Here is a 20,994-nt window from a genome sequence, read left to right on the forward strand (position 1 = left end):
TATATCGAACCCAATGAGTAAAAGGATATTTCAATGAGCACCTATACCGCCATTAACCTTGTCAAACGCCCACAAGGTGGCCCAATCACTTCAGATATTTTTGAAGTGGTTCAAAAGCCAATGCCTATTGTTAAACCAGGTGAATTACTGGTTAAGCAAAACTACATGTCATTGGATCCGGCTATGTTTGGTTGGATGCAACCAGATACTGATAGCTATATTCCACCGGTTAATTTAGGCGATGTAATGCGCAGTAGTGGTGTTGGCGAGGTCGTTGAAAGTAATCATCCAGATTTTAAAGCGGGCGATCGCGTGATGGGGATGATGGGTTGGCAAGAGTACTTTGTCAGTGAAGGTAAAGGCTTAAACAAAATCGATGCACCACTCCCTGACGAAGCAATTTTATCGGTCTTTGCCCTACCAGGTTTAACCGCAACTCAAGGTTTATTTCATGTCGGTAAACCTAAAGCTGGCGAAACAATCATTGTCACCGGTGCAGCGGGCTCTGTAGGCTCTATTGTAGGGCAATTAGCTAAAGCTGATGGCTTACATGTCATTGGCGTTGTAGGCAGTGATGAAAAAGCAGACTGGATAGTGAACGAGCTTGGTTTTGATTCTGCAATAAATTATAAAACAGCAGACTTAGCTGCTGAATTAGATAAGTTAGCCCCGCAAGGGATTGATTTATTTTTTGAAAATACCGCAGGCCCGATTCAAAACCTAATTGTCGATAGAATGAATCCACATGGACGCGTCATGGTATGTGGACTGATTGCAGATTACAGTAAACAGACACCTGCCCCAGGACCGAGTTGGATGAATATCCTTAAACGACGGATTACGGTGCAAGGCTTTACTATGCCAGATCATTACGGCGAAGTACCAAGCCTATTAGAGAAGTTAACCCCTTATGTGCTGCAGGGTAAAATCAAACATCGTGCACACGTACTAGAAGGGCTTGAATCATCAATTGATGGGTTAAATTTATTCTTTAGCGGTGGCAACAAAGGTAAGTTGATGGTGAAACTGTAAGTCGGTTAAGTCGTTTCTCTCCGTCGACTTTTGCACTAATCGATTTCAGTGAGTTTTAAAAACCGCTTATTAGCGCTACATTCCCAAAATGTAGCGCTTTTTTATGCTCAGTTAACCCTACGACGTTATCAATGCCACAGCACTCTGATGACTTAATAGCGATTTTGGTTGGGAATAATCTTAATGTTGGCAAGAAGCTCATCCAGTATGTTACGAACAACCCTTTCTGCATCAGAGTAAATTGGATGTTGATGATTTGCTTGCAAGTAATAAATAGCGTAACTCAAGGAAGTCGGTAATAACTTATTAAGTCGCTGAGGCGCCTGGTAACAATAATATTCTTCATAATGATGGCTAGACAACTCATCGACCAGAATAACGCTATTGTCGGTCAGTAAATGATTCGCCAATATCGATTGTGACTCAGAGCGATATTTAAACCTAAACCCTTCCATTAAATCAGTGTTTTCTAGGATCCCCTTAATACGATTAATCCCACTGAGTATGACACCCGCAAAAACATGGTCTTTGAAACCACTATTTTCCATTCCCTCTTCAATCCATTTATTTTCCGTTCTGCTAACAAAAATGGGCTTTGATTCTCTAATAGGTATTTGTCTAATTTCTTTTGGTGCATTTAATGGAAACAGGTTAAAACCAATATGAACATCGCCATTAATAATTTGATCAAGAGTATGATCGTTCCAATGAACAAACGAAATTCTCGCCTTTGGCAAAATCTTTGAGCTGATCTCTACGAGTGGTTTTGAAATGATATCAATCAGTGGACTGGAAATCGCAAATGTGATCTCGCCGTCAAAATCGGCCTGATTAAAAAACTCATCAGGATATAACTTTTTTTCTAATAACATCAGCTCAGCAGCTAAACCTTCACCAATCGTTGTTGCTCTAACAGTAGGCACTAAATGACCTTGACCCTTGATGAATAATGGATCGCCAGTTGCCTCACGTAACTTAGATAATATCTGGCTTACAGCTGATTGAGAGATACCTAATTTTGCCGCTGCACCAGTTGTACTACGCGTTATATACAATTCATTAAATACACGTAAATAGTTAAGGTTTATTTGATCTGAATACTTTACGTACATGCGTTAATCCTTGACAAATACGCCCTAATATTAGCATAGCTTATAGTTATTATAAGTAGCCCGCGTCACAAGTGTTAACTAAGATTTGCGTCGTTTAAATGACAACGACATTTAGTTCACATATGTATCCAGGGGAAGCACGTGGCAAATCAGTTTACTGAAACCGAATTTAACAAAGAAAGTTTTTCGAGTGTGTTAAGACAATACCGTAAATCGTATCGTCTATCTCAACAAACTTTAGCTGATGATTTAGCGAATAATCACAGCCTGTTCAAAAACATAAACCAGTCAATGGTGAGTCTTTGGGAAAAAGGCACTATTCTGCCATCTTTAAATCGAAGAGTAGGTTTAGCGAACTTTTTTAACCAGTGTTATCAATACGACGAACATGAATTAAAAGTTATCAGAAAAGCTCGTAAAAATCGTATTCATGATGGCCAAATGCCAAACATTTACAATTACAGCATTAATCAAATTAAAGAATTTTGGTTTGATGAGATGGCTGAAGATGACAAAGAGTCGATATACCAAGCGCATGAAGTGCAAAGCGGTTACGACTTTAATGAAACCCTTGAACACATTGGATGTAAGCGTTTAAAGGTTGTATGTTTTTACTATAACAATTCACTTATCGGGCACCTTGCCTTTTGTGTTGCACAAAACGGCTACCTGAAACTGGCAAGTGTCGTGGCAATTGATAAAACTATTCGTATGAATATTTTCAAATTCATACAAACATTATCGTCAGAACTTGTACTGCTTTTACCAAGCTTCATTAACTATTATAGCCATTTGTTTAATGATATTTACCTTGAACAAGTGCCAACAAGCGGCCCAATCACCTTGCATAGCGCTAAGAGTGAGAGTTTGTTTAATAATCCATTTATTAAACATGTACTCAACGGTAACGATGACTTGGCATTACTTCGTTACGAGCAACATTACGACTAATCGCGCTTATTGTGTAAACAACGCATATTCGTGACGTAAGATTAACGCCTATCAAGTTATTGATAGGCGTTTTTGTTTTTAACTGAGCTGCTTATTATATTAATTGGCCTTAAAACGATGATCCAGGTTGAGTGAGAAAGGCGATTTCTGCGGCAGTAGACTCTCTTCCTAAAATACTGTTTCGATGAGGATAGCGGCCATATTGCTTTATGATATCAAAGTGCTTTTTTTCAAACTGATAGTTTGACTCCAAGCCATCTTGATTAAATAAGACGAGTGCCTGCTGATGAATGACTTCAGACTCGCTATGCATGTAAGGCATGTACAAAAAACTACGTTCAGTTGCTGTTAACAGCCTATCTTGCCCCTGTGCTACGGCTTCTTGCGCTAATACCAACGCAAGTGTGTCTGATGCGAACGCTTTTGCAGAATCTCGGTACATATTTCTGGAGAATTGATCCAATACAATAATTTCCGCCAACCGACCTTGAGGCTGCTTTCGCCACTCATATAGTTCTCCAGCCATGGCTTGACTGTGTAACCTAGCAAATTTAGACATGATAATCCGATCGAACTCGTTGTCTTTTTTAAACCACATAGACTTGTCTATGTCATCAAACCAAAATGAAATCACTTGCTGAAAATCTGTCATCATCATTGCCTTTAATAGTCTATTGTGTTCAATTTCAGTAACTTTATAATTGTATGCTAGATTTAACTTAATCGTTAATAATGATAAACAAGGGGTATCGATGACAAGCCCTGCTCAAAAAACAACCAGCGATACCATAAGGCAAGATCCACTTATTGAAAAAGTGCTCAAACGCTCACCATCCGATGTCGCATCAAGTTTCACTGATGAACAACTCCATGCCATAAAGATGTCATTGGGCCCTAATACTTGGGGCGGACACTTCGTAGATAAACGGGGAACATTCAAATTTCCTTTCATTAAGTGGCGTTTTTATTACGTGTTTTTACTAGGTAAAAACAAACGAGCCTATACTCGTCGAGAAAAGAACCTATCTATGCTGATGATGTTTGCTAGTGTCAGTGGTTTTATCATTATTAGTATGCTGTTTGGGCTACTAATGTTGTACCTATTAAAATCGGCACTGGGTATAGACTTATTTCCTGATACATCGTTAGGCATTTGGGACAGTGTTAAAAGTTACTTTGACTAAGGTGTGTACTGGTCAACCCTAACTAAATAGAGATTTAAGTTTACTCTTTATATGTTTAATTTTTTGTAGTGTATTCCTGATTTTATTTATTTTTTCAAGAAATATTTGCTCTGACTCAGAAAGAAGGTGTGATTGATGTTCTTTCATTAAACGGCACAAGTGGTAATTCGAGACTTTCTTTGCGATTAGCCAAATAGGAGAAAAACTAAACCGCTTAAGTGTGACACGTTCAAAATCTACCATTCCCAGCTCTTTATCATTACTAGAAAGTAAATCTCTTATCGGTATTGCATGTCTAGCAACCCCTGCATCATGCATACTCTTTACCATTTGTCGTAATAAGTCAATTTGATTTTCAGATAGACTTTCAGGTTGACTTCCTGGTATGCGGCTCATCTTTATGTTATTTGTTTTATCATCAAACGAAACTAGTTTAGGAAATAGTGATGATTCTGATAACCGCTGTAGTGATGTTTTCTCTCTTGTATATCTTTTACTATAGTTACCTACCTTTTTAAATGTCTTAGAAACAATATTTTCCCTAATTTCCACTTTCATTTTATTGGTTTCATAAATTCCATTTACTACTTCTTTCATAAGTATCCCACTAAATTACAAGTATGACCTACAAATATCAGTTTATTATACTGTAATAGTCAACTAATATTTATCCGTCATTTTAAACTTTCTACAGCTAAACAAATCTCCCCTGTTCATATTGAACAATTTTTATCTTTTTTGGCCAATAGTAAAAGGGTATCAAGCAGCACTCAACAACAAGCACTTTGCGCCCTTGTTTTTGCATTCAAGCATGTCCTGGCAATGAATACCGATAACCTGCAATTTCAATATGCTAAAGCACCAACACGCATACCGCAGGCGTTAACTGATACAGAGGCAAAACACTTCATTGATAATTTACAGGGTTAATATCAACTTATCGGTAGCTTGCTATATGGTGCAGGGCTGAGATTAGCTGAAGCTTTGAACGTGAGAGTTAAAGATATAGATGTTGAAAATAGAACATTGTTCGTTTTTAGAGGCAAAGGAAAAAAAGATCGGGTTTGTATTTTACCTAACATGGCTATAGAGCTCATAAAGCAGCAGATGTGCCACGTGCAAAAGATTCATGTTCACGATCTGTCCCAAGGGTTGGTTTGGCTTCTTTACCGACTAGCCTACTCAAAAAATTTGAGGCAAGCGCAGAACTATTACATTGGCAATATCTTTTCCTTCAATTCACAGCGTTTCACATCCAGTTAATGGGTATATGTGTAGAAACCATATTGATCCTACAACCTTTCGTAAAGCATTACGCAAAGCGGTTCAAAAGACCCCATCAATAAGCGTATCACCGCCCATACTTGTAGACACTCATTTACGACCAACATACTTAGACGTGGATACGATATAAGAACCGTTCAAGAGTTACTTGGTCATAATGATGTAAAAACACCCAAAATATATACCCAAGTTGCAGGCTTACACCAAACAGGCGTTTTAAGTCCAATGGATATAGAGTGATAACTTTGTCAATTGATATGATTAAATTGCGATATTAAAAGATAATAGGCTGAGCAGCTTACTTTGAAGTCGGTTTAGCTAAGTGGGGCAAACAACTCATAAAGTCAGAGTTCATCATTTGCTTTAATGACGTAAGATTTTCATCTTGAGATGCCGTATCAGGATCGACTTAATGGACTATCCACCCCATGATCGTTCTATTGCCTGTAAATCACCATGACTAAGTTTTTCTCATTTATCATATGTGCATATTCTATTGTGTAATAAGCCCTTAACGACCTGCCAGTGCTGATGCTGGAGCAATTTTAGTGGCTTTATAAGCTGGGTAAATCGTCGCAAACAAGCTCATGACGAGTCCCATAGTGACCACTAATATCACATCTTGTTGTTGTAATTCAGACGGTAAAAAGTCGATAAAATAAATATCAGAAGCTAAAAGCTGGATCCCAAAGGTTTGTTCAACAAAACTGGCTGTTGCGCTTAAGTTGGTTGCAAGCAGTACACCAATACCAGCGCCGATGGTACAACCTAATAATCCGTTTAAGCCGCCTTGCATGATAAAAATCGCCATCACGGCGCCGCGCTTTAAGCCCATGGTCATTAAAATTGCAATTTCAGCACTTTTGTCTCTTACAGCCATCACTAAGGTAGACACGATATTAAAACACGCCACCGCAATAACAAGTGCTAGCACAAGGTACATTACCATTCTAACAAGCTGAATATCTTGATATAAATGCCCTTGAGAGCGAGTCCAGTTATTTAAATGCAAATACTGACTTTGCGCATAACCTAGATCGCGAGTAATTCTTGGCGCACTGAACACATTGTTAACGGTAATTCTAAGGCCCGTTGCTGAACCTTGGGGAATTTTTAATACGTTAGCAAGGTATGACATCGAAACATAAGCCTGAGTCGATTCAATCTCGCCGCCTAAATCGTAAACTCCTGCCACGATAAAACGGTGACTTTTAGCTGCTGACAATTTATTAGATTGGCTCATGTCCGGCGTATACATAGATAATGTATCGCCAACACTTAAGCCAAGCTTGTCTAATAGACTGCGACCTAAGACAATATTGTTTACTGGCTCAGCCAACGCATTCCAGGCAGCGGCCGGCATAAACTCTGCGAGTGTTGATACTTTTTGCTCAAATTCAGGTTCAATACCGTTAAGCTCAATACCTTGAAAACCACCCGGTTTTTGCACGAGTCCTTGCATCCGAATAAAAGGCGCTGTGGCGACGATTTCGGGCATATCTTTAGCTGTTTCTGCAATAGACTGCCAATCATGTAAAGGCTCATTCACACTGAGCAACTCGCCATGAGACACTACACCTAACAAACGTTGTTCAAGCTCTCGCTCAAAACCGTTCATGGCGGATAACACCAAAATAAGTACCGCAACACCCAGTGCGATACCCGCTGTGGAGGCAAATGAAATAAACCCAATGAAACCATTAGATTGTCTAGCCCGATAAAAACGCCAACCTATTGTGAGCGGCAGTAATGATTTCATTAACTATTATCCATCGCAGTTGACTCAGCTTTTGCAGCAAGAGGGTTATTAGCCCCCGTTAAAGACTGCAATACACCGTCTTTCATCGTTAGCTGTCTATCCATCTTTTCAGCCAGCTTATAATCATGAGTGACCACAACAAATGCAGTCCCTAATTGCTGAGCGAGTTCGCGAATAAGCAAATACACACTGTCGCCACTATTAGCATCCAAATTACCCGTTGGCTCATCTGCAAGCACTAGCTTAGGCTTATTAATAAGCGCTCTAGCAATCGCGACGCGCTGACGCTCTCCGCCTGAAAGCTGCGCAGGGATATGCTGTAATCTATGCCCAAGGCCGACTCTTTCGAGTAATTCAGTCGCTTCTTTCAAGGTTTGCTTTTTATCTCGGCCTTGAATAAATGCTGGCATTGCCACATTTTCAAGTGCTGAGAACTCAGGTAACAAATGATGAAATTGGTAAATAAACCCTAAATCTTGATTACGTATTTCGGCCTGACGAGTGGCGTTTAATTGATAGAGATTTTCACCATCAAGCAAGACCTCGCCAGCGGTAGGAATATCCAATGTTCCCATAATATGCAATAAGGTACTTTTACCTGAACCAGAGCTACCAACAATGGCAAGTTGTTCGCCTTTATACACATTCAAATCAACATTAGTCAGCACTTTGGTGGTGGTTTCACCATCATGAAACTGTTTGCTTACGTTACTGACTTGCAATATCACTGAAGCTTCTTTTTTCATTATTCATATCTCAATGCGGTTGCTGGCTGAACGCGTGCAGCGGTTAATGCTGGGTAAATCGTGGCAATAAGCGTCATCGCCAAGGTGCCAACAACAATAATAGCGATTTGGGTAACCGAGATCTCGACCGGTAACATTTGCCCTGCTCCCAATACTGAAATGCCTAATACGCCCAAAATAATATTTAAATTTAAGGTGATGGTAACACCAGCCAGCGCCCCTAATGCCAGACCAATAATCGCATTAAGCGAGCCCTGCACAATAAAGATATTCATCACTGCCTGAGTGGTTAACCCTTGGGTTTTTAATACCGCCACATCAGTGGTTTTATCTATAACCATCATCACTAACGCTGACACAATGTTAAACGCTGCAACTGCGACAATCAGCGATAACATCAATGACATCATGTTTTTTTCCATTTTGACCGCAGCGAATAAATGGCCAAAACTTTCACGCCAATCTCGGGTTGTGATATCAATGTTCTGCTGTTTAAGTTCTGCGGCAATACTTTCACCCATTTGCGGCGCAGCGAACGGATCGGCCAAATACACTCTAAGCTCATTGATTTCATTTGGCTTTAATCGCATTAATCGTCTTGCGTCTGTGTAATGAATATAAGCTAACGCTGAATCGACTTGCGAGCCCATCTCAAATACACCGGCTACAGTAAATTTTCGCTGGCTTGGCACAGGACCGAGTGGCGAATACACCACACCATCACCACTAAGTAGTCTGACTCTGTCACCGATATTGATGGATAACTTTCTCGCTAATTCACTGCCAAGTACAATATTGTAACTACCCGGTGTCAACTGCTCAAACGCACTGGAATAGGTATTAGCGATTATGGCCGACAAATTTTGTTCATATTCTGGGAATACGCCATAAACTTGCACAGCACTGATATTCTGACTGGATTGCACCATGGCTTGAGTGGTTACAGTAGGTGCTAACCCATGCACTTGAGATTGGGCAGTTAATGATTGCGTCTGTTGCTGCCAATCACTAAAACCTGCGTCATTAACTAGGGTTAACTGCGGCACAGCACCTAAAATTCGCTCTTTGAGTTGCCCTTCTAGACCGTTCATCACTGAGCTAACAATAATCAGCGCAGCGACACCTAAAAAAATACCCGAAACAGCAAAAAAAGTAATGAAAGATGCAAAAGCATTGGCTTTTCTTGTGCGCCAATAGCGGTAACCTATAAACAGTGAAAACCGAAAATTCATAAAGGAAAGCACATCCCAAGTTTGTAAGGCGAATAAAACGGCATTATTTGTATATTGTTTAATATAAAACAGCAGTTTATTTACGCAAGCGGGTTAAAACTTGCTAAATGATAAAGATGGGCATGATAATAGGGGTATTAGTTTGATAAATAAAGAGGCAAACCTTGTTCACTGAATCTAATGCATACTTTACTGTGCCTCATCAATTCAATGTCTACCTAGAATCTTGGCCAGAATCCAAAGGTATTCCGACTGAAGCTGACTTGCGCTCAATGCAATCTGTAGGGTTAAAACTACTGTCTGAAGTAAAAGAGCTTGAAGCCAGTTGCCTTCTACAATTGAGAGGCTTAGACAATGATGCTAAGGCGGTTGTCGACTTTCTCAAACTTCAGTCTCGCAAAGTCGATTTAGTGTTACATCATGTGTTAGAAAAAGAAGTGCAAACGGGTGACAAGTTCCAGGGTTCTCACTTTGGCGGCAGTGGTATTAGCTTAACTTCAGAAACTGCGTTAAATGTCGGTGATTACTTTAAAACCTCAATCTATATCAGTAGCGAGTTAGTTGCCATTTTATGTTTATGCCAAGTAACCCAATGCCAGCGTATTGAAAACGAGTCACAAACTGCCACATACAACATCAGTCTAGAATTCAGTCAAATACTGGATGCAGATGTCGAGCAACTGGTTAAAGCCAGCCTAAATGTTCAACAAAAGATGTTAAAGATGCGCAAGCAAAGCCGCCAACAAAGCGTTGAATAACGAATTTTCCTGCAACTTCGTTTTTGCTCGCATATAATAGCTGCCAGACATTTAAGGTAACGGGGAAAGCTTGCCTTAATTAACACCAGTTTGAAGGTTTTTAATATACTCAAACATCATCAAACTGGGTGAATCACACATTTAAAGAAGCCAACTTAATAATTCAATGAAGAATTTTAACGTTTTAACACCGCCTAGTGTCAAAAAAGGCCAGCAATTTCAGACATTATCAACCCTGGGGGGCGTCTCTCAAGCCGTCACTCTCGCAAGTTTAATTGCTCAACATCCTGGTACCAGTTTAATTGTCACCAGTGATACCCCGAGTGCATTACAACTTGAAGTTGAGCTAGCCTACTTGTTATCTCAGTCTGATGTGAATGTGTGTTTATTTCCCGATAGAGAAACCCTGCCTTATGACAGTTTTTCACCCCATCAGGATTTGATTTCCCAGCGATTAGAAACCTTAGCGCAAATGAGCCAAAGCCAACACAATGTCATTATTGTGCCGGTGAATACATTAATGGTGAAACTGCCGCCAAAATCGTTTTTAACCGCCAATGTGATGTTGCTGAAAAAAGGCGACACTTATAGCTTGCAGCAAGTTAGGCAACATCTTACCGATACTGGCTACTACTCAGTTGACCAAGTCTACGAGCACGGCGAGTTTGCCATTCGCGGCTCGATTATGGACATTTTCCTGACAGGATCTGATGAGCCACTGCGTATTGAATTGTTTGACGATGAAGTCGAGTCGATTCGCTATTTCGATGTTGATACCCAACGTTCGAAACAGGAAGTTGATGCAGTACGCATGTTACCCGCTAAAGAGTTTCCAACGGATGCTGCCGGTATCGAAGGCTTTAGACAACGCTACCGTCGCCGCTTCGAAGTCATTTCAAAAGAAGCCGAGTCAGTTTATCAGTTAGTCAGCCGCAACTTGATGCCAGCAGGGATAGAAAACTATCTGCCACTGTTTTTTGATGACTCAGCCAACTTGTTTGACTATTTACCTGCTGACACTCAGCTAATGACGTTGGGTGATATTGAGCAGGCAAGCCAACATCACTTAAATGAAATCAATGCGCGTTATGAAGACAGACGCGTTGATCCATTAAGACCGCTACTTGCCCCCCAAGAGCTGTATTTACTGATTGATGAACTGTTCGCGAATTTTAAAAACTACCAACGTTCACAGTTGGCATTAGGTACTGAAGACAATGCTAAAGCACAATCTGCCAATGTCTCAGCTCTACCTGACATCAATGCGAATCATAAATTAAAGCAGCCACTGATCAACCTGCAACAATACAGTGAAACTCATAAACAATTGGTATTTTGCGCCGAATCAGAAGGTCGACGCGAAGCACTTATCGAGCTTTTAGCCAAGATAGGTATTAAACCAAAACTGTTTGACCACCTTGATGATTACCTTAACGCTAAAACCGCTAAAGACACGATTGGTCTTGTTGTATCGCCACTCTCACGAGGCTGTATTATTCATGACTCGCCTAAAGGCGAAGTCAGTGTCATCTGTGAAACTGAATTATTTGGTCAACGTATTTCGCAGCAACGCCGCCGTGAAAAACAAAAACAAGTCAGCTCTGATGTTCTAGTTAAAAACCTCGCTGAACTTAAAGTCGGTGAGCCTATTGTGCACTTGGAGCACGGCGTAGCCCTTTACAAAGGCTTAGTAACCCTTGATACCGGCGGCTTAGTCGCTGAATATTTACAGCTTGAATATACTGGCGGCGATAAGCTCTATGTACCTGTTTCATCACTGCATCTCATTAGCCGCTACAGTGTTGGCGCTGATGAAACGCCTAGCTTAAACAAGCTAGGAAACGAAACTTGGGCTAAAGCCAAGAAAAAAGCCATTGAAAAAATTCGAGATGTCGCAGCTGAGCTGTTAGATGTCTATGCCCGCAGACAAGCTCGACCTGGCGATGCGATGAAAATCGAAGCTGAGGAATATGCCCAGTTTGCCCAAGGTTTCCCATTTGAAGAAACCGTCGATCAAGAAACCGCTATTGAAGCCGTCTTAACTGACATGCAAACCCCAATGGCAATGGACAGATTAGTCTGTGGTGATGTGGGCTTTGGTAAAACCGAAGTGGCCATGCGCGCCGCATTTGTTGCCGTTAACGCAGGCAAACAAGTGGTTGTGCTGGTGCCAACTACCCTACTTGCCCAGCAGCATTACGAAAACTTCAAAGACCGCTTTGCCGATTGGCCTGTAGTCATTGAAGTGATGTCACGTTTTCGCTCAGCCAAAGAACAGAACCAAGTATTACAACAGCTATCTGAAGGCAAAGTCGATATTGTCATCGGTACTCATAAATTACTTCAAGCTGAAGCTAATTTTGATAATTTAGGCTTATTGGTTATTGATGAAGAACATCGCTTTGGTGTACGTCAAAAAGAGAAAATTAAAGCCTTACGTGCCAATGTCGATATTCTCACATTAACCGCGACCCCAATCCCGCGTACCTTAAACATGGCCATGTCTGGCATGCGTGATTTATCAATCATTGCTACGCCACCAGCAAAACGTCTCGCAGTGAAAACCTTTGTGCGTGAGTATGATATTGCTACCGTCAGAGAAGCTATCTTGCGTGAGATATTACGTGGTGGTCAGGTTTACTTCCTGCATAACAATGTTGAGACCATTGAAAAGTGTGCCCAAGACATTCGTGATTTATTGCCTGAGGCCCGTGTTGTTACCGCTCATGGCCAAATGCGCGAGCGTGAGCTTGAAAAAGTGATGTCAGAGTTTTATCACCAACGCTTTAATGTGTTGGTGTGTACCACCATCATTGAAACCGGTATTGATGTACCGAGCGCAAACACAATTATCATCGACCGTGCCGATAAGTTCGGCTTAGCACAACTGCATCAATTACGTGGTCGTGTGGGCCGCTCACACCATCAGGCTTATGCGTATTTAATGACCCCGCACCCGAAACTAATGAGTGCTGATGCCCGTAAACGCCTTGCTGCAATTGATGCCCTAGAAGATTTAGGTGCAGGTTTCATGTTAGCGACACAAGATTTAGAAATTCGCGGTGCAGGTGAACTGCTCGGTGATGAGCAAAGCGGTCATATTTCTAAAATTGGTTTTAGCTTATACATGGAAATGCTTGAATCAGCAGTGAAAGCGTTAAAAGAAGGTAAAGAGCCTTCACTCGCTTACATGCTTAATTCACAGTGTGAAGTTGATTTGCGTATCCCAGCATTGTTACCTGATGACTATGTCTCTGACGTTAATATGCGTTTATCTTTATATAAACGCATTGCCAATTGTGAAACCGAAAAAATGCTTGATGAACTTAAAGTTGAGTTTATCGACCGCTTTGGATTACTGCCAGATCCAACCCGTAACTTGATGGAGCTAACCTTATACAAACATCAAGCGACGGCGTTAGGCGCCAGTAAAATTGAGATGCATGCAAAAGGTGGCAGCATTGAATTTACTGACGATCATAAAATCGATCCTATGTTTATCATTGGTTTATTACAAAGTCAGCCACAAATTTATCGAATGGAAGGCTCAAATAAGTTAAAGTTCACTATGCCTGCAGAAACCAGTAAACAACGTCTAGACTTAATCAAGACTCTGCTAGAGCAATTAGCTAAACACCGTATTGGAGAAACTAAATAGTGCTGCGTAACTTTGCTATTTCCATTGCCGCTTTAACAGCGATGACTGCGTCGATTAATGCTCAAGCTAAATCTTGGTTTGAGGTTGAAGTCTTCGTATTTGAAAGACAGTCAAACAGTCTCGAGCAGTGGCAAGAAAACACTGCAACCCCTGCTAATCGCAAAAATATCGATTTAATCACGCCCATGATCAGTAATGATATTACTGGCGTTGCACTTGGGCTAACCGGTTGTACCTCAACCGACTGGACAAGCAGCGAAGTCGATTGCCAAGACCCTTTAGTTAGCGCCAACAAAACCACATTCCCAAGCCAAGTGCCGTTTTCGATTGCTGCTGAATCGCCGCAAGTGGCGTATTTAGGTGAAGGGCCGTTATTGTTAGCTGAGTCTCAAAGTGAATTTGCAGAAATAATCAGCACAGTCCGTCGAGAAAATGACGTTCGTAGCTTACTGCACATCACTTGGCAACAAGATATGAAGTCACGTAATCGCGCTAAGCCAATTCGTATTTTTGCCGGTAAGGATTTTTCAGAGCAATTTGATTACGCCGGTAACCCAGTCGCTGAAGAAGTTGATGATGAATTTTCAACGTTTGATTTCACATCGTCATTTGGCAGCTTTGTTGATGAACCTCAAACAAAGCCGGTGTGGGAGCTTGACGGTAATATCAATATTTACTTAAGTCATTATTTGTTTATTGAAACTAAGTTGGCTTTACGCAAACCGATTCAAAAGCAAACCAATCAAAGTGACTATTATCAATACAGTGTTGATGCCAATGATGAAAAAGTCATTAGTCCATTTTTACAATCAATACCTATGGTGCAAAACCGCCGAGTAAGATCTGGTGAAGTGCATTATTTTGATCACCCAAATATGGGGATTATTATGCAAATCAGAAAGATGGAACAACCTACTACGACAAAGCCAGCAGAATTAGTACTTGAAGATGATTCACTGACTGATTTAAATGCTGAAGCTGTAACTGAATCGATGGCTTCTGGTATCAATTCGACTCAACGCCAGCTTAATTAAAAGCGGTTTTAATTAAACGTTAGCGAGTCGCTTTAGCAAAAATTAGAACCGAATGGGTAGTATTGACAATACATCTCATTCGGTTTTTTTACATAAAAAAACAGCTAATCATTCGATTAGCTGTATAAAGCAAAAATTTGCATAATATGACATTGATATAAGTGAATTTAAGTCGCATGTTAAATTCACTTGTATCATTTTGTAGCATACTCGTATCATATTTGCTAACTACCAGGAGTTAACTGCTTAGCAATTAACCAACTAGCGATGTAGAATCACCTATTAGTCCTCTCAAAGTTCACGCTTACTCCAAAAAACTAGCTTAAGATTTGCTTGGCTAGCATTTGCGCTTTTTCCCAACGTTCAGTTGAACCAAGACCAATCATCACTTGCTCCATATCTGCTTTTAAGCCCTGAGCATTCGACGCTGGTCCCTTTTCAGGCCATGAAAACTCTGACAGCAAGGTTTTAACGCCTTCAGGATCGTTACATACCAAAATCATATCGCAGCCAGCCGATAAAGCGGCTTGGGCACGCCCCAAATAATCCCCTGCAAACGAGGCACCTTTCATGCCTAAATCATCTGAGAAAATAACCCCGTCAAAGGCCAGTTCCTGACGTAATATGTCTTGCAGCCAATAAGACGAAAAGCCAGCAGGATTAGGATCAACCTGCTTATAAACAACATGAGCAGGCATCACACCATTCAATTGTTTTTTCGCCATCAGCTGCTTAAAAGGTTGCATATCAAAGTTAAAGATTTCATCTTTACTGCGATTATCTTCAGCCATGGCCACATGCGTATCCGCTTTCACGCTGCCATGGCCGGGAAAGTGTTTACCCACCGCAGCCATACCGGCTTGATTCATACCTTCAATAAAAGATTCAGCCAATAAACCCACTTCTTTAGGTTTAGCGCTAAAGCTGCGCTTACCAATAACATCGCTGACACCATTAACATCCAGAACTGGCGCAAAACTTAAATCAATATCGCAAGCGACCAATTCAATCGCCATTAAAAAGCCAAGTTCTCGACTCCAGCGCTGTGCTAATGCCATATCCCCTTTAGCTGCAGGTAAGATATCTCCCATCGCAGGTATCAGAGTAAACTCTTCTCTAAAGCGCTGCACACGCCCGCCTTCATGATCCACTGCTATCAATAAATCTGCACGAATTTCACGAACTGATTTTACTAACTCAATTAACTGCGCTTTATTAGAAAAATTGCGGGAAAATAATATAATTCCTCCCACCTGTTGATGCTGTAATAAAGCGGCTTCTTCCTCGCTGACACTCAGGCCAGCTAAATCCATCATTAAATAACTCACACTAACTCCTATTATTGCCTTAGCGTCACGGGCTTGATTGTCCATATTACAAAAAAGTCGCCACTGTGATCTGGGTTACAATTACTTCAACTAATCTGAAGTACATCGCATAAAAAAATCTAATGAACGATCTAATAAAAAGTATGGGATACTCAATTAAATAACAGACGAGATTTGAAAACCGTCAGGCAAATACTGCTTTAAAATCTGTATGTAATATTGACTATTATGCAGAGAAACAGTGGCTAGAGATACAGTTTACCAAGAATTGTTAATCTGGTTTATAGCTGTGATATTCGCCGCGGTAAAATAATAAACGACTATAATAAAAAACGACTGAGTATTAAGGTTGATAACAATGATTAGCGTATTTGATATGTTCAAAATCGGTATTGGGCCCTCAAGTTCCCATACTGTCGGACCAATGAAAGCGGGTAAGCTGTTTATGCAGCATTTAGCAAACCAAGGTTTGTTACAGAATACCGATGAATTACGTTCAGAACTGTTTGGCTCATTAGGCCAAACAGGTAAAGGTCATGGTACTGGTAAAGCGGTCATCCTTGGTCTTATGGGTGAAGACCCTGATACCGTCGATACTGATGCTATTGATAACATTCTTGAACAAGTCTCCGCTAATCAAACACTGATACTCGCAGATGGTCGCTCAGTTAAATTTACTCGCGACAATGGTATTACCTATCATCGCCGTAAAAGTCTTCCTGCTCATGCTAACGCCATGACGTTATATGCCTATAGCCAAGGCGAATGCATTTATGAACGTACTTATTACTCCGTTGGCGGTGGTTTCATTCTTGATGAAGATGAAATAACCCAAACCAATGCATCCCCTGCTACGCCGATAAAATCTGCGCCTTATGATTTTGACTCTGCCAGTCAATTGTTGGATCTGTGCTGTGATAATGGGTTAAGTATTTCATCGCTGATGATGGCAAATGAGTTAAGTATCGCCTCAGAAGATGATGTTAAACAGGGTTTGTGGGAAATTTGGCAAACCATGAAAGACTGTATTGAACGCGGTTATCAAAAAGAAGGCATGCTACCTGGCGGATTAAAGCTTCGTCGACGAGCTCCAGCGTTATATCGTCGCTTACAAGCTGAAGGCCGCAACAATATGGACCCATTAACCGCGATGGATTGGGTCGATTTATTCGCTTTATCAGTCAATGAGCAAAATGCTGCTGGTGATAGAGTCGTTACCGCACCAACCAATGGCGCAGCGGGAATTATTCCTGCCGTACTTTGCTATTACCATACCTTTGTTCAAGAAGTCGATATGGATGTTTGTTGTCGTTACTTATTAACTGCAGCAGCAATTGGTATTTTGTATAAGAAAAACGCATCAATTTCTGGCGCTGAAGTTGGCTGTCAGGGCGAAGTTGGCGTGGCATGCTCAATGGCCGCAGCAGCGCTCACTGAAATTATGGGCGGCACTGTCGAACATGTAGAAAATGCCGCAGAAATAGGCATGGAGCATAACTTAGGCTTAACCTGCGATCCTGTAGGCGGGCTAGTGCAAGTGCCTTGTATTGAACGTAATGCCATGGGTGCGGTTAAAGCGATTAATGCCTCACGTATGGCGCTTCGTGGTGACGGTAATCATAAAGTCAGTTTAGATAAAGTGATTAAAACCATGATGGATACCGGCAAAGATATGCGCAGCAAATACAAAGAAACTGCCAAAGGTGGTTTAGCGGTGAATATTGTCGAGTGTTAATGAGATAATATTATCTCACTGATATAGTTGATGAATAATAGTTGATGAATAAAAGAGGCTTAACAGCCTCTTTTTTAACGCTTAAATCTTTCTCTCACTTTTTTCCCAGCGAAAGAAACTCTAATCCAAGCCTTACAGATTTGACCTTGAATCATTTCCAGCGCTATTCCCTATATTTTTTACTTCACCTTTGCTTCTCAACTAACTAGTGATACTTTACGCTAATTAGTCAACTTTATTGAATGATTGAAACAGGAGTTTCAGGAAATATTTATGGATAAATTATCAGACAAAAGTGGTTACTTAGTGATTACCGCAATTACCCTTCTTGGATTAGTTTATAACATCATCGACAAGGATATTATTGGTTCTACCATTTTTTTAGTTCTGGTTATCGCCATCGCTTCAACTGCAGTTATCAAAAAAGTCATTAATGCTAAAAGTCCAAAATAAACGATTCTATAAATAAAAAAAATTAAAAAATTCAGTTGTTACTAACAGGAATTGATTGAAATGGATTTTAAAAACGTTTTCAAAGCTGACTCAGTCGTTAAAACACTCCTACTTTGTGTATTAACCATTGGGATATATTTTATTTATAAGCTTTATCAATTCTCAACTCAGATAAACAACAGTACCCCGCAAGAAATATCATCTACATTTATGGCTATTACAATAGCTTTATTTACCATGTCATTGAGCTGCCTGATTTACGCCATTATCAATTTACATGATCCTCTGATGCTGAAAGGCTCCATTGGTATTCATGTCATCTCTACTGTTTTTGATATGGTATGGATATTTATGGTTCGTAATAGAATTAACAGCCTATCAGCCGCGAACAAAGGCGACCGACTTTGGTTAGACCCAATATTTACCTCATTTTTTCATGTTATTTATATGCAACATACGATAAACCAAGGCCTATCTAATTCTGCTAACTTGGTGTCTGATTAAGTTAATACCAACTGCTGAGTAACACTCTAAATATGAAAGAAGTGTTTAACTTTATCGTAAATCTTGCTTAATCATTATGTTCTATACTAGCCATTAAATAACATGCTCACGGCTAAAAGAGGTGTTAAGTGCCAATACAAACAACTGAATTCATTGCTTTAGATTTCGACGTGCCAACAACATTCATCACCAAAAATTTCAACTTTAGAATGCTCGAACCAAGTGTGGCTAAACAAGATTACGACGCTGTAATGTCAAGCATTAAACGTTTAAGGTATCTTTTTGGTCCAAGTTCCGTTTGGCCACAAAACTCCATGACACTCGAAGAAAACACCGCTAGCTTGAAAGTCCATCAGCAAGAATTTAACTCAAGAACAGCATTTGCCTATTCAGTGTTTGATAAGTCAAATACTCGCTGTCTTGGGTCTGTATACATTGATCCAAGTCAATCACCAAATTATCACTGCGAAGTTTATTTCTGGATTAGGGATGATAATGTTTATTTAGAAAACGATCTTTATGACACGATTAATCATTGGCTTAAAAATAGCTGGCCGTTTACCAAAATAGTATTTCCTGGAAGAAGTGTAGAGTGGAAATCATGGTCTAAAGAAATAAACCATAACCGATAAGTACATACATCCAATGAGCCCAAATAATAACAACTCAACCATTCTAAGCTCGATAATGTTCAGTACAACAATGCAACAAGAGTTCATGCTGCGAGCATTAGCAATATCACATAAGGCTTTGCCAAAATGTCAGCCAAACCCGCCTGTTGGTTGTGTACTAGTAACAAATAATGAGATTGTCGCCGAAGGTTTCACGCAGGAAATTGGTCATAATCACGCAGAAATAGAAGCTCTGAAGGCATATTCTAGTGATATGTCTGATTCTTTTATAGGCGCTATGTCAGATGTCATTGCTTATATCACCCTTGAGCCTTGCGCGTTTATTGGTCGCACTCCTGCATGCGCTAATGCCATTATTGAGTCAGGAATAAAGCACGTCATAGTCGCAATGTTAGATCCTGATGCTAGAAATAGCGGTAAAGGGATCAGTATCCTCGAAAAAGCCGGCATTACTGTTGAAGTCGGATTATGTCATCAGCAAGTAAGCCGTTTTTTATCGCCTTATTTAAATAAATCATACCCGCTTTCATAAAGGCCAATATTCATTACCCGCCCAGCTTTTTTACGCTCACAATTTAGCCCTTCTCAAGATGATTTTTAAGCCAAAGTATGTTTGTATGAATTAACAGCAAATCGATTTTTTAATTAAGTTAATAATTTAGCCAAAGGGTTAGTAATGAAAAATATTATCTGCGATATTGATGGCGTTTTACTGCATGACAACAAACTCATTCCTGGAAGTGATACTTTTATCCATAGAGTACTAGAACAAGGTAATCCGCTGGTTATTCTTACCAACTACCCTGTACAAACTGGGAAAGATCTGCAAAATCGACTTGGCGCAGCTGGAATTAATGTACCTGAAAGCTGTTTTTATACCTCTGCAATGGCAACTGCGGATTTCTTAAAGCACCAACAAGGTAATAAAGCCTATGTTATCGGTGAAGGTGCCCTCACCCATGAACTCTACAATGCAGGCTTTACCATTACAGACATCAACCCTGACTTTGTTATTGTGGGTGAAACTCGTTCATTTAACTGGGACATGATCCATAAAGCCTCTGGATTTATTGCCAATGGCGCGCGTTTTATTGCAACAAACCCTGATACTCACGGCCCAGCATACAGCCCTGCTTGCGGCGCATTGTGCTCTCCGATTGAACGGATAACAGGTAAAAAGCCATTTTATGTTGGCAAACCAAGCTCGTGGATCATACGTTCAGCGTTAAACCATATTAAAGGTCATTCAGAAAATACCGTGATTATTGGTGACAATATGCGCACTGATATTTTGGCAGGTTTCCAAGCTGGACTTGAAACAATTCTGGTCACTAGCGGCGTCAGCCAAATGGGCGATATTGATAAAGAACCTTTCAGACCCAACCACGTTTTTAAATGTGCTGGCGAAATTGATGTTGTCTAAAGTATTAACTTTGCTGGAACATGGCAACTAAATCTAATTTAATAAAACGAGTTTTAAGAGTATGTCAGCAAGGTTTTATGTTGTGATGCTCTTTAAAAACCATCTAAATCAGTAGAATCTGCTACATCTTCATTCGGTTAACATTAGGTAACATAATTTCAAGCTTATG

The 20,994-nt window shown here is 40.3% G+C and carries 21 protein-coding genes and 1 pseudogene; 15 read left to right on the forward strand and 7 right to left on the reverse strand.

Annotated elements, in window-relative coordinates; all coding sequences use genetic code 11:
* The first annotated feature begins 33 nt into the window (after positions 1-33).
* Positions 34-1,032: an NADP-dependent oxidoreductase gene (locus LMH66_RS07170; RefSeq protein ID WP_229369071.1), complete on the forward strand. Its 999-nt coding sequence runs from the start codon at positions 34-36 to the stop codon at positions 1,030-1,032.
* 152 nt (positions 1,033-1,184) lie between these two features.
* Here LMH66_RS07170 and LMH66_RS07175 read toward each other — a convergent pair whose 3' ends face one another.
* The gene (locus tag LMH66_RS07175) at positions 1,185-2,144 is read right to left on the reverse strand and encodes a LysR family transcriptional regulator (protein ID WP_102528535.1); all 960 of its coding nucleotides are present in this window, start codon (positions 2,142-2,144) and stop codon (positions 1,185-1,187) included.
* 141 nt (positions 2,145-2,285) lie between these two features.
* Between LMH66_RS07175 and LMH66_RS07180 the strand changes: the two genes are divergently transcribed.
* The gene (locus LMH66_RS07180) at positions 2,286-3,095 is read left to right on the forward strand and encodes a helix-turn-helix transcriptional regulator (RefSeq protein ID WP_229369072.1); all 810 of its coding nucleotides are present in this window, start codon (positions 2,286-2,288) and stop codon (positions 3,093-3,095) included.
* Between the two features lie 109 nt (positions 3,096-3,204).
* Here LMH66_RS07180 and LMH66_RS07185 read toward each other — a convergent pair whose 3' ends face one another.
* A complete protein-coding gene (locus LMH66_RS07185; RefSeq protein ID WP_229369073.1) occupies positions 3,205-3,750 on the reverse strand; it encodes a DUF924 family protein in 546 nt (181 codons plus the stop codon).
* Between the two features lie 97 nt (positions 3,751-3,847).
* Between LMH66_RS07185 and LMH66_RS07190 the strand changes: the two genes are divergently transcribed.
* Entirely contained in the window at positions 3,848-4,279 is a 432-nt protein-coding gene (locus LMH66_RS07190) for a hypothetical protein (protein WP_229369074.1), read from the forward strand.
* Positions 4,280-4,297: 18 nt separating this feature from the next.
* Here LMH66_RS07190 and LMH66_RS07195 read toward each other — a convergent pair whose 3' ends face one another.
* Positions 4,298-4,876: a hypothetical protein gene (locus LMH66_RS07195; protein WP_229369075.1), complete on the reverse strand. Its 579-nt coding sequence runs from the start codon at positions 4,874-4,876 to the stop codon at positions 4,298-4,300.
* A 36-nt stretch (positions 4,877-4,912) separates the two neighbouring features.
* On the opposite strand from LMH66_RS07195, the pseudogene LMH66_RS20560 reads away from it, so the two are divergent.
* From LMH66_RS20560 to LMH66_RS07205, 3 genes and pseudogenes are all read left to right on the forward strand, one after another.
* Positions 4,913-5,089 (forward strand): annotated as a pseudogene (locus LMH66_RS20560) (phage integrase N-terminal SAM-like domain-containing protein); the annotation flags it as partial.
* Positions 5,090-5,227: 138 nt separating this feature from the next.
* Positions 5,228-5,542: a tyrosine-type recombinase/integrase gene (locus tag LMH66_RS07200; RefSeq protein WP_267869109.1), complete on the forward strand. Its 315-nt coding sequence runs from the start codon at positions 5,228-5,230 to the stop codon at positions 5,540-5,542.
* Between the two features lie 87 nt (positions 5,543-5,629).
* Positions 5,630-5,803 (forward strand): tyrosine-type recombinase/integrase, encoded by a 174-nt coding sequence (locus LMH66_RS07205; protein WP_324295165.1) that lies wholly within the window; start codon positions 5,630-5,632, stop codon positions 5,801-5,803.
* A gap of 271 nt (positions 5,804-6,074) precedes the next feature.
* Here the strand turns inward: LMH66_RS07205 and lolE are convergent, their stop codons facing one another.
* Genes lolE through LMH66_RS07220 form a run of 3 tightly spaced genes read right to left on the reverse strand, consistent with a single transcriptional unit; the run spans position 6,075 to position 9,300 of the window.
* Entirely contained in the window at positions 6,075-7,322 is a 1,248-nt protein-coding gene (gene lolE / locus LMH66_RS07210; RefSeq protein ID WP_229369077.1) for a lipoprotein-releasing ABC transporter permease subunit LolE, read from the reverse strand.
* Positions 7,322-8,068, reverse strand: coding sequence for a lipoprotein-releasing ABC transporter ATP-binding protein LolD (gene lolD, locus LMH66_RS07215; RefSeq protein ID WP_102528541.1), 747 nt, complete (start codon positions 8,066-8,068; stop codon positions 7,322-7,324). The genes lolE and lolD overlap by 1 nt, the downstream gene beginning before the upstream one ends.
* Entirely contained in the window at positions 8,068-9,300 is a 1,233-nt protein-coding gene (locus tag LMH66_RS07220) for a lipoprotein-releasing ABC transporter permease subunit (protein WP_229369078.1), read from the reverse strand. Before LMH66_RS07220 ends, lolD begins: the two co-directional genes overlap by 1 nt.
* 164 nt (positions 9,301-9,464) lie before the next feature.
* On the opposite strand from LMH66_RS07220, the gene LMH66_RS07225 reads away from it, so the two are divergent.
* The 3 genes from LMH66_RS07225 to LMH66_RS07235 all read left to right on the forward strand — a co-directional run bounded on the left by LMH66_RS07225 (position 9,465) and on the right by LMH66_RS07235 (position 14,750).
* On the forward strand, positions 9,465-10,058 hold the full coding sequence (locus tag LMH66_RS07225; protein ID WP_229369079.1) for a hypothetical protein: 594 nt from the start codon (positions 9,465-9,467) through the stop codon (positions 10,056-10,058).
* A gap of 166 nt (positions 10,059-10,224) precedes the next feature.
* Positions 10,225-13,716, forward strand: coding sequence for a transcription-repair coupling factor (gene mfd / locus LMH66_RS07230; protein WP_229369080.1), 3,492 nt, complete (start codon positions 10,225-10,227; stop codon positions 13,714-13,716).
* Positions 13,716-14,750, forward strand: coding sequence for a peptidoglycan binding protein CsiV (locus tag LMH66_RS07235; RefSeq protein WP_229369081.1), 1,035 nt, complete (start codon positions 13,716-13,718; stop codon positions 14,748-14,750). Before mfd ends, LMH66_RS07235 begins: the two co-directional genes overlap by 1 nt.
* Positions 14,751-15,067: 317 nt before the next feature.
* Here LMH66_RS07235 and nagZ read toward each other — a convergent pair whose 3' ends face one another.
* Positions 15,068-16,078 (reverse strand): beta-N-acetylhexosaminidase, encoded by a 1,011-nt coding sequence (gene nagZ / locus LMH66_RS07240; protein ID WP_229369082.1) that lies wholly within the window; start codon positions 16,076-16,078, stop codon positions 15,068-15,070.
* Between the two features lie 358 nt (positions 16,079-16,436).
* Between nagZ and LMH66_RS07245 the strand changes: the two genes are divergently transcribed.
* From LMH66_RS07245 to LMH66_RS07270, 6 genes are all read left to right on the forward strand, one after another.
* Positions 16,437-17,813: an L-serine ammonia-lyase gene (locus LMH66_RS07245; RefSeq protein ID WP_102528547.1), complete on the forward strand. Its 1,377-nt coding sequence runs from the start codon at positions 16,437-16,439 to the stop codon at positions 17,811-17,813.
* Positions 17,814-18,086: 273 nt separating this feature from the next.
* Positions 18,087-18,266 (forward strand): hypothetical protein, encoded by a 180-nt coding sequence (locus LMH66_RS07250; RefSeq protein WP_229369083.1) that lies wholly within the window; start codon positions 18,087-18,089, stop codon positions 18,264-18,266.
* 60 nt (positions 18,267-18,326) lie between these two features.
* Positions 18,327-18,770, forward strand: coding sequence for a DUF4234 domain-containing protein (locus LMH66_RS07255; protein ID WP_229369084.1), 444 nt, complete (start codon positions 18,327-18,329; stop codon positions 18,768-18,770).
* 128 nt (positions 18,771-18,898) lie between these two features.
* Entirely contained in the window at positions 18,899-19,402 is a 504-nt protein-coding gene (locus LMH66_RS07260; RefSeq protein ID WP_229369085.1) for a hypothetical protein, read from the forward strand.
* A gap of 55 nt (positions 19,403-19,457) precedes the next feature.
* Complete coding sequence (locus tag LMH66_RS07265; protein ID WP_229369086.1) at positions 19,458-19,934, forward strand: bifunctional diaminohydroxyphosphoribosylaminopyrimidine deaminase/5-amino-6-(5-phosphoribosylamino)uracil reductase RibD; 477 nt, start codon at positions 19,458-19,460, stop codon at positions 19,932-19,934.
* Positions 19,935-20,078: 144 nt separating this feature from the next.
* The gene (locus LMH66_RS07270) at positions 20,079-20,825 is read left to right on the forward strand and encodes an HAD-IIA family hydrolase (protein ID WP_229369087.1); all 747 of its coding nucleotides are present in this window, start codon (positions 20,079-20,081) and stop codon (positions 20,823-20,825) included.
* Positions 20,826-20,994 lie beyond the last annotated feature (169 nt).

The organism is Shewanella sp. 10N.7 (genome assembly GCF_020806285.1).
Classification (GTDB): Bacteria; Pseudomonadota; Gammaproteobacteria; order Enterobacterales; family Shewanellaceae; genus Shewanella; species Shewanella electrodiphila.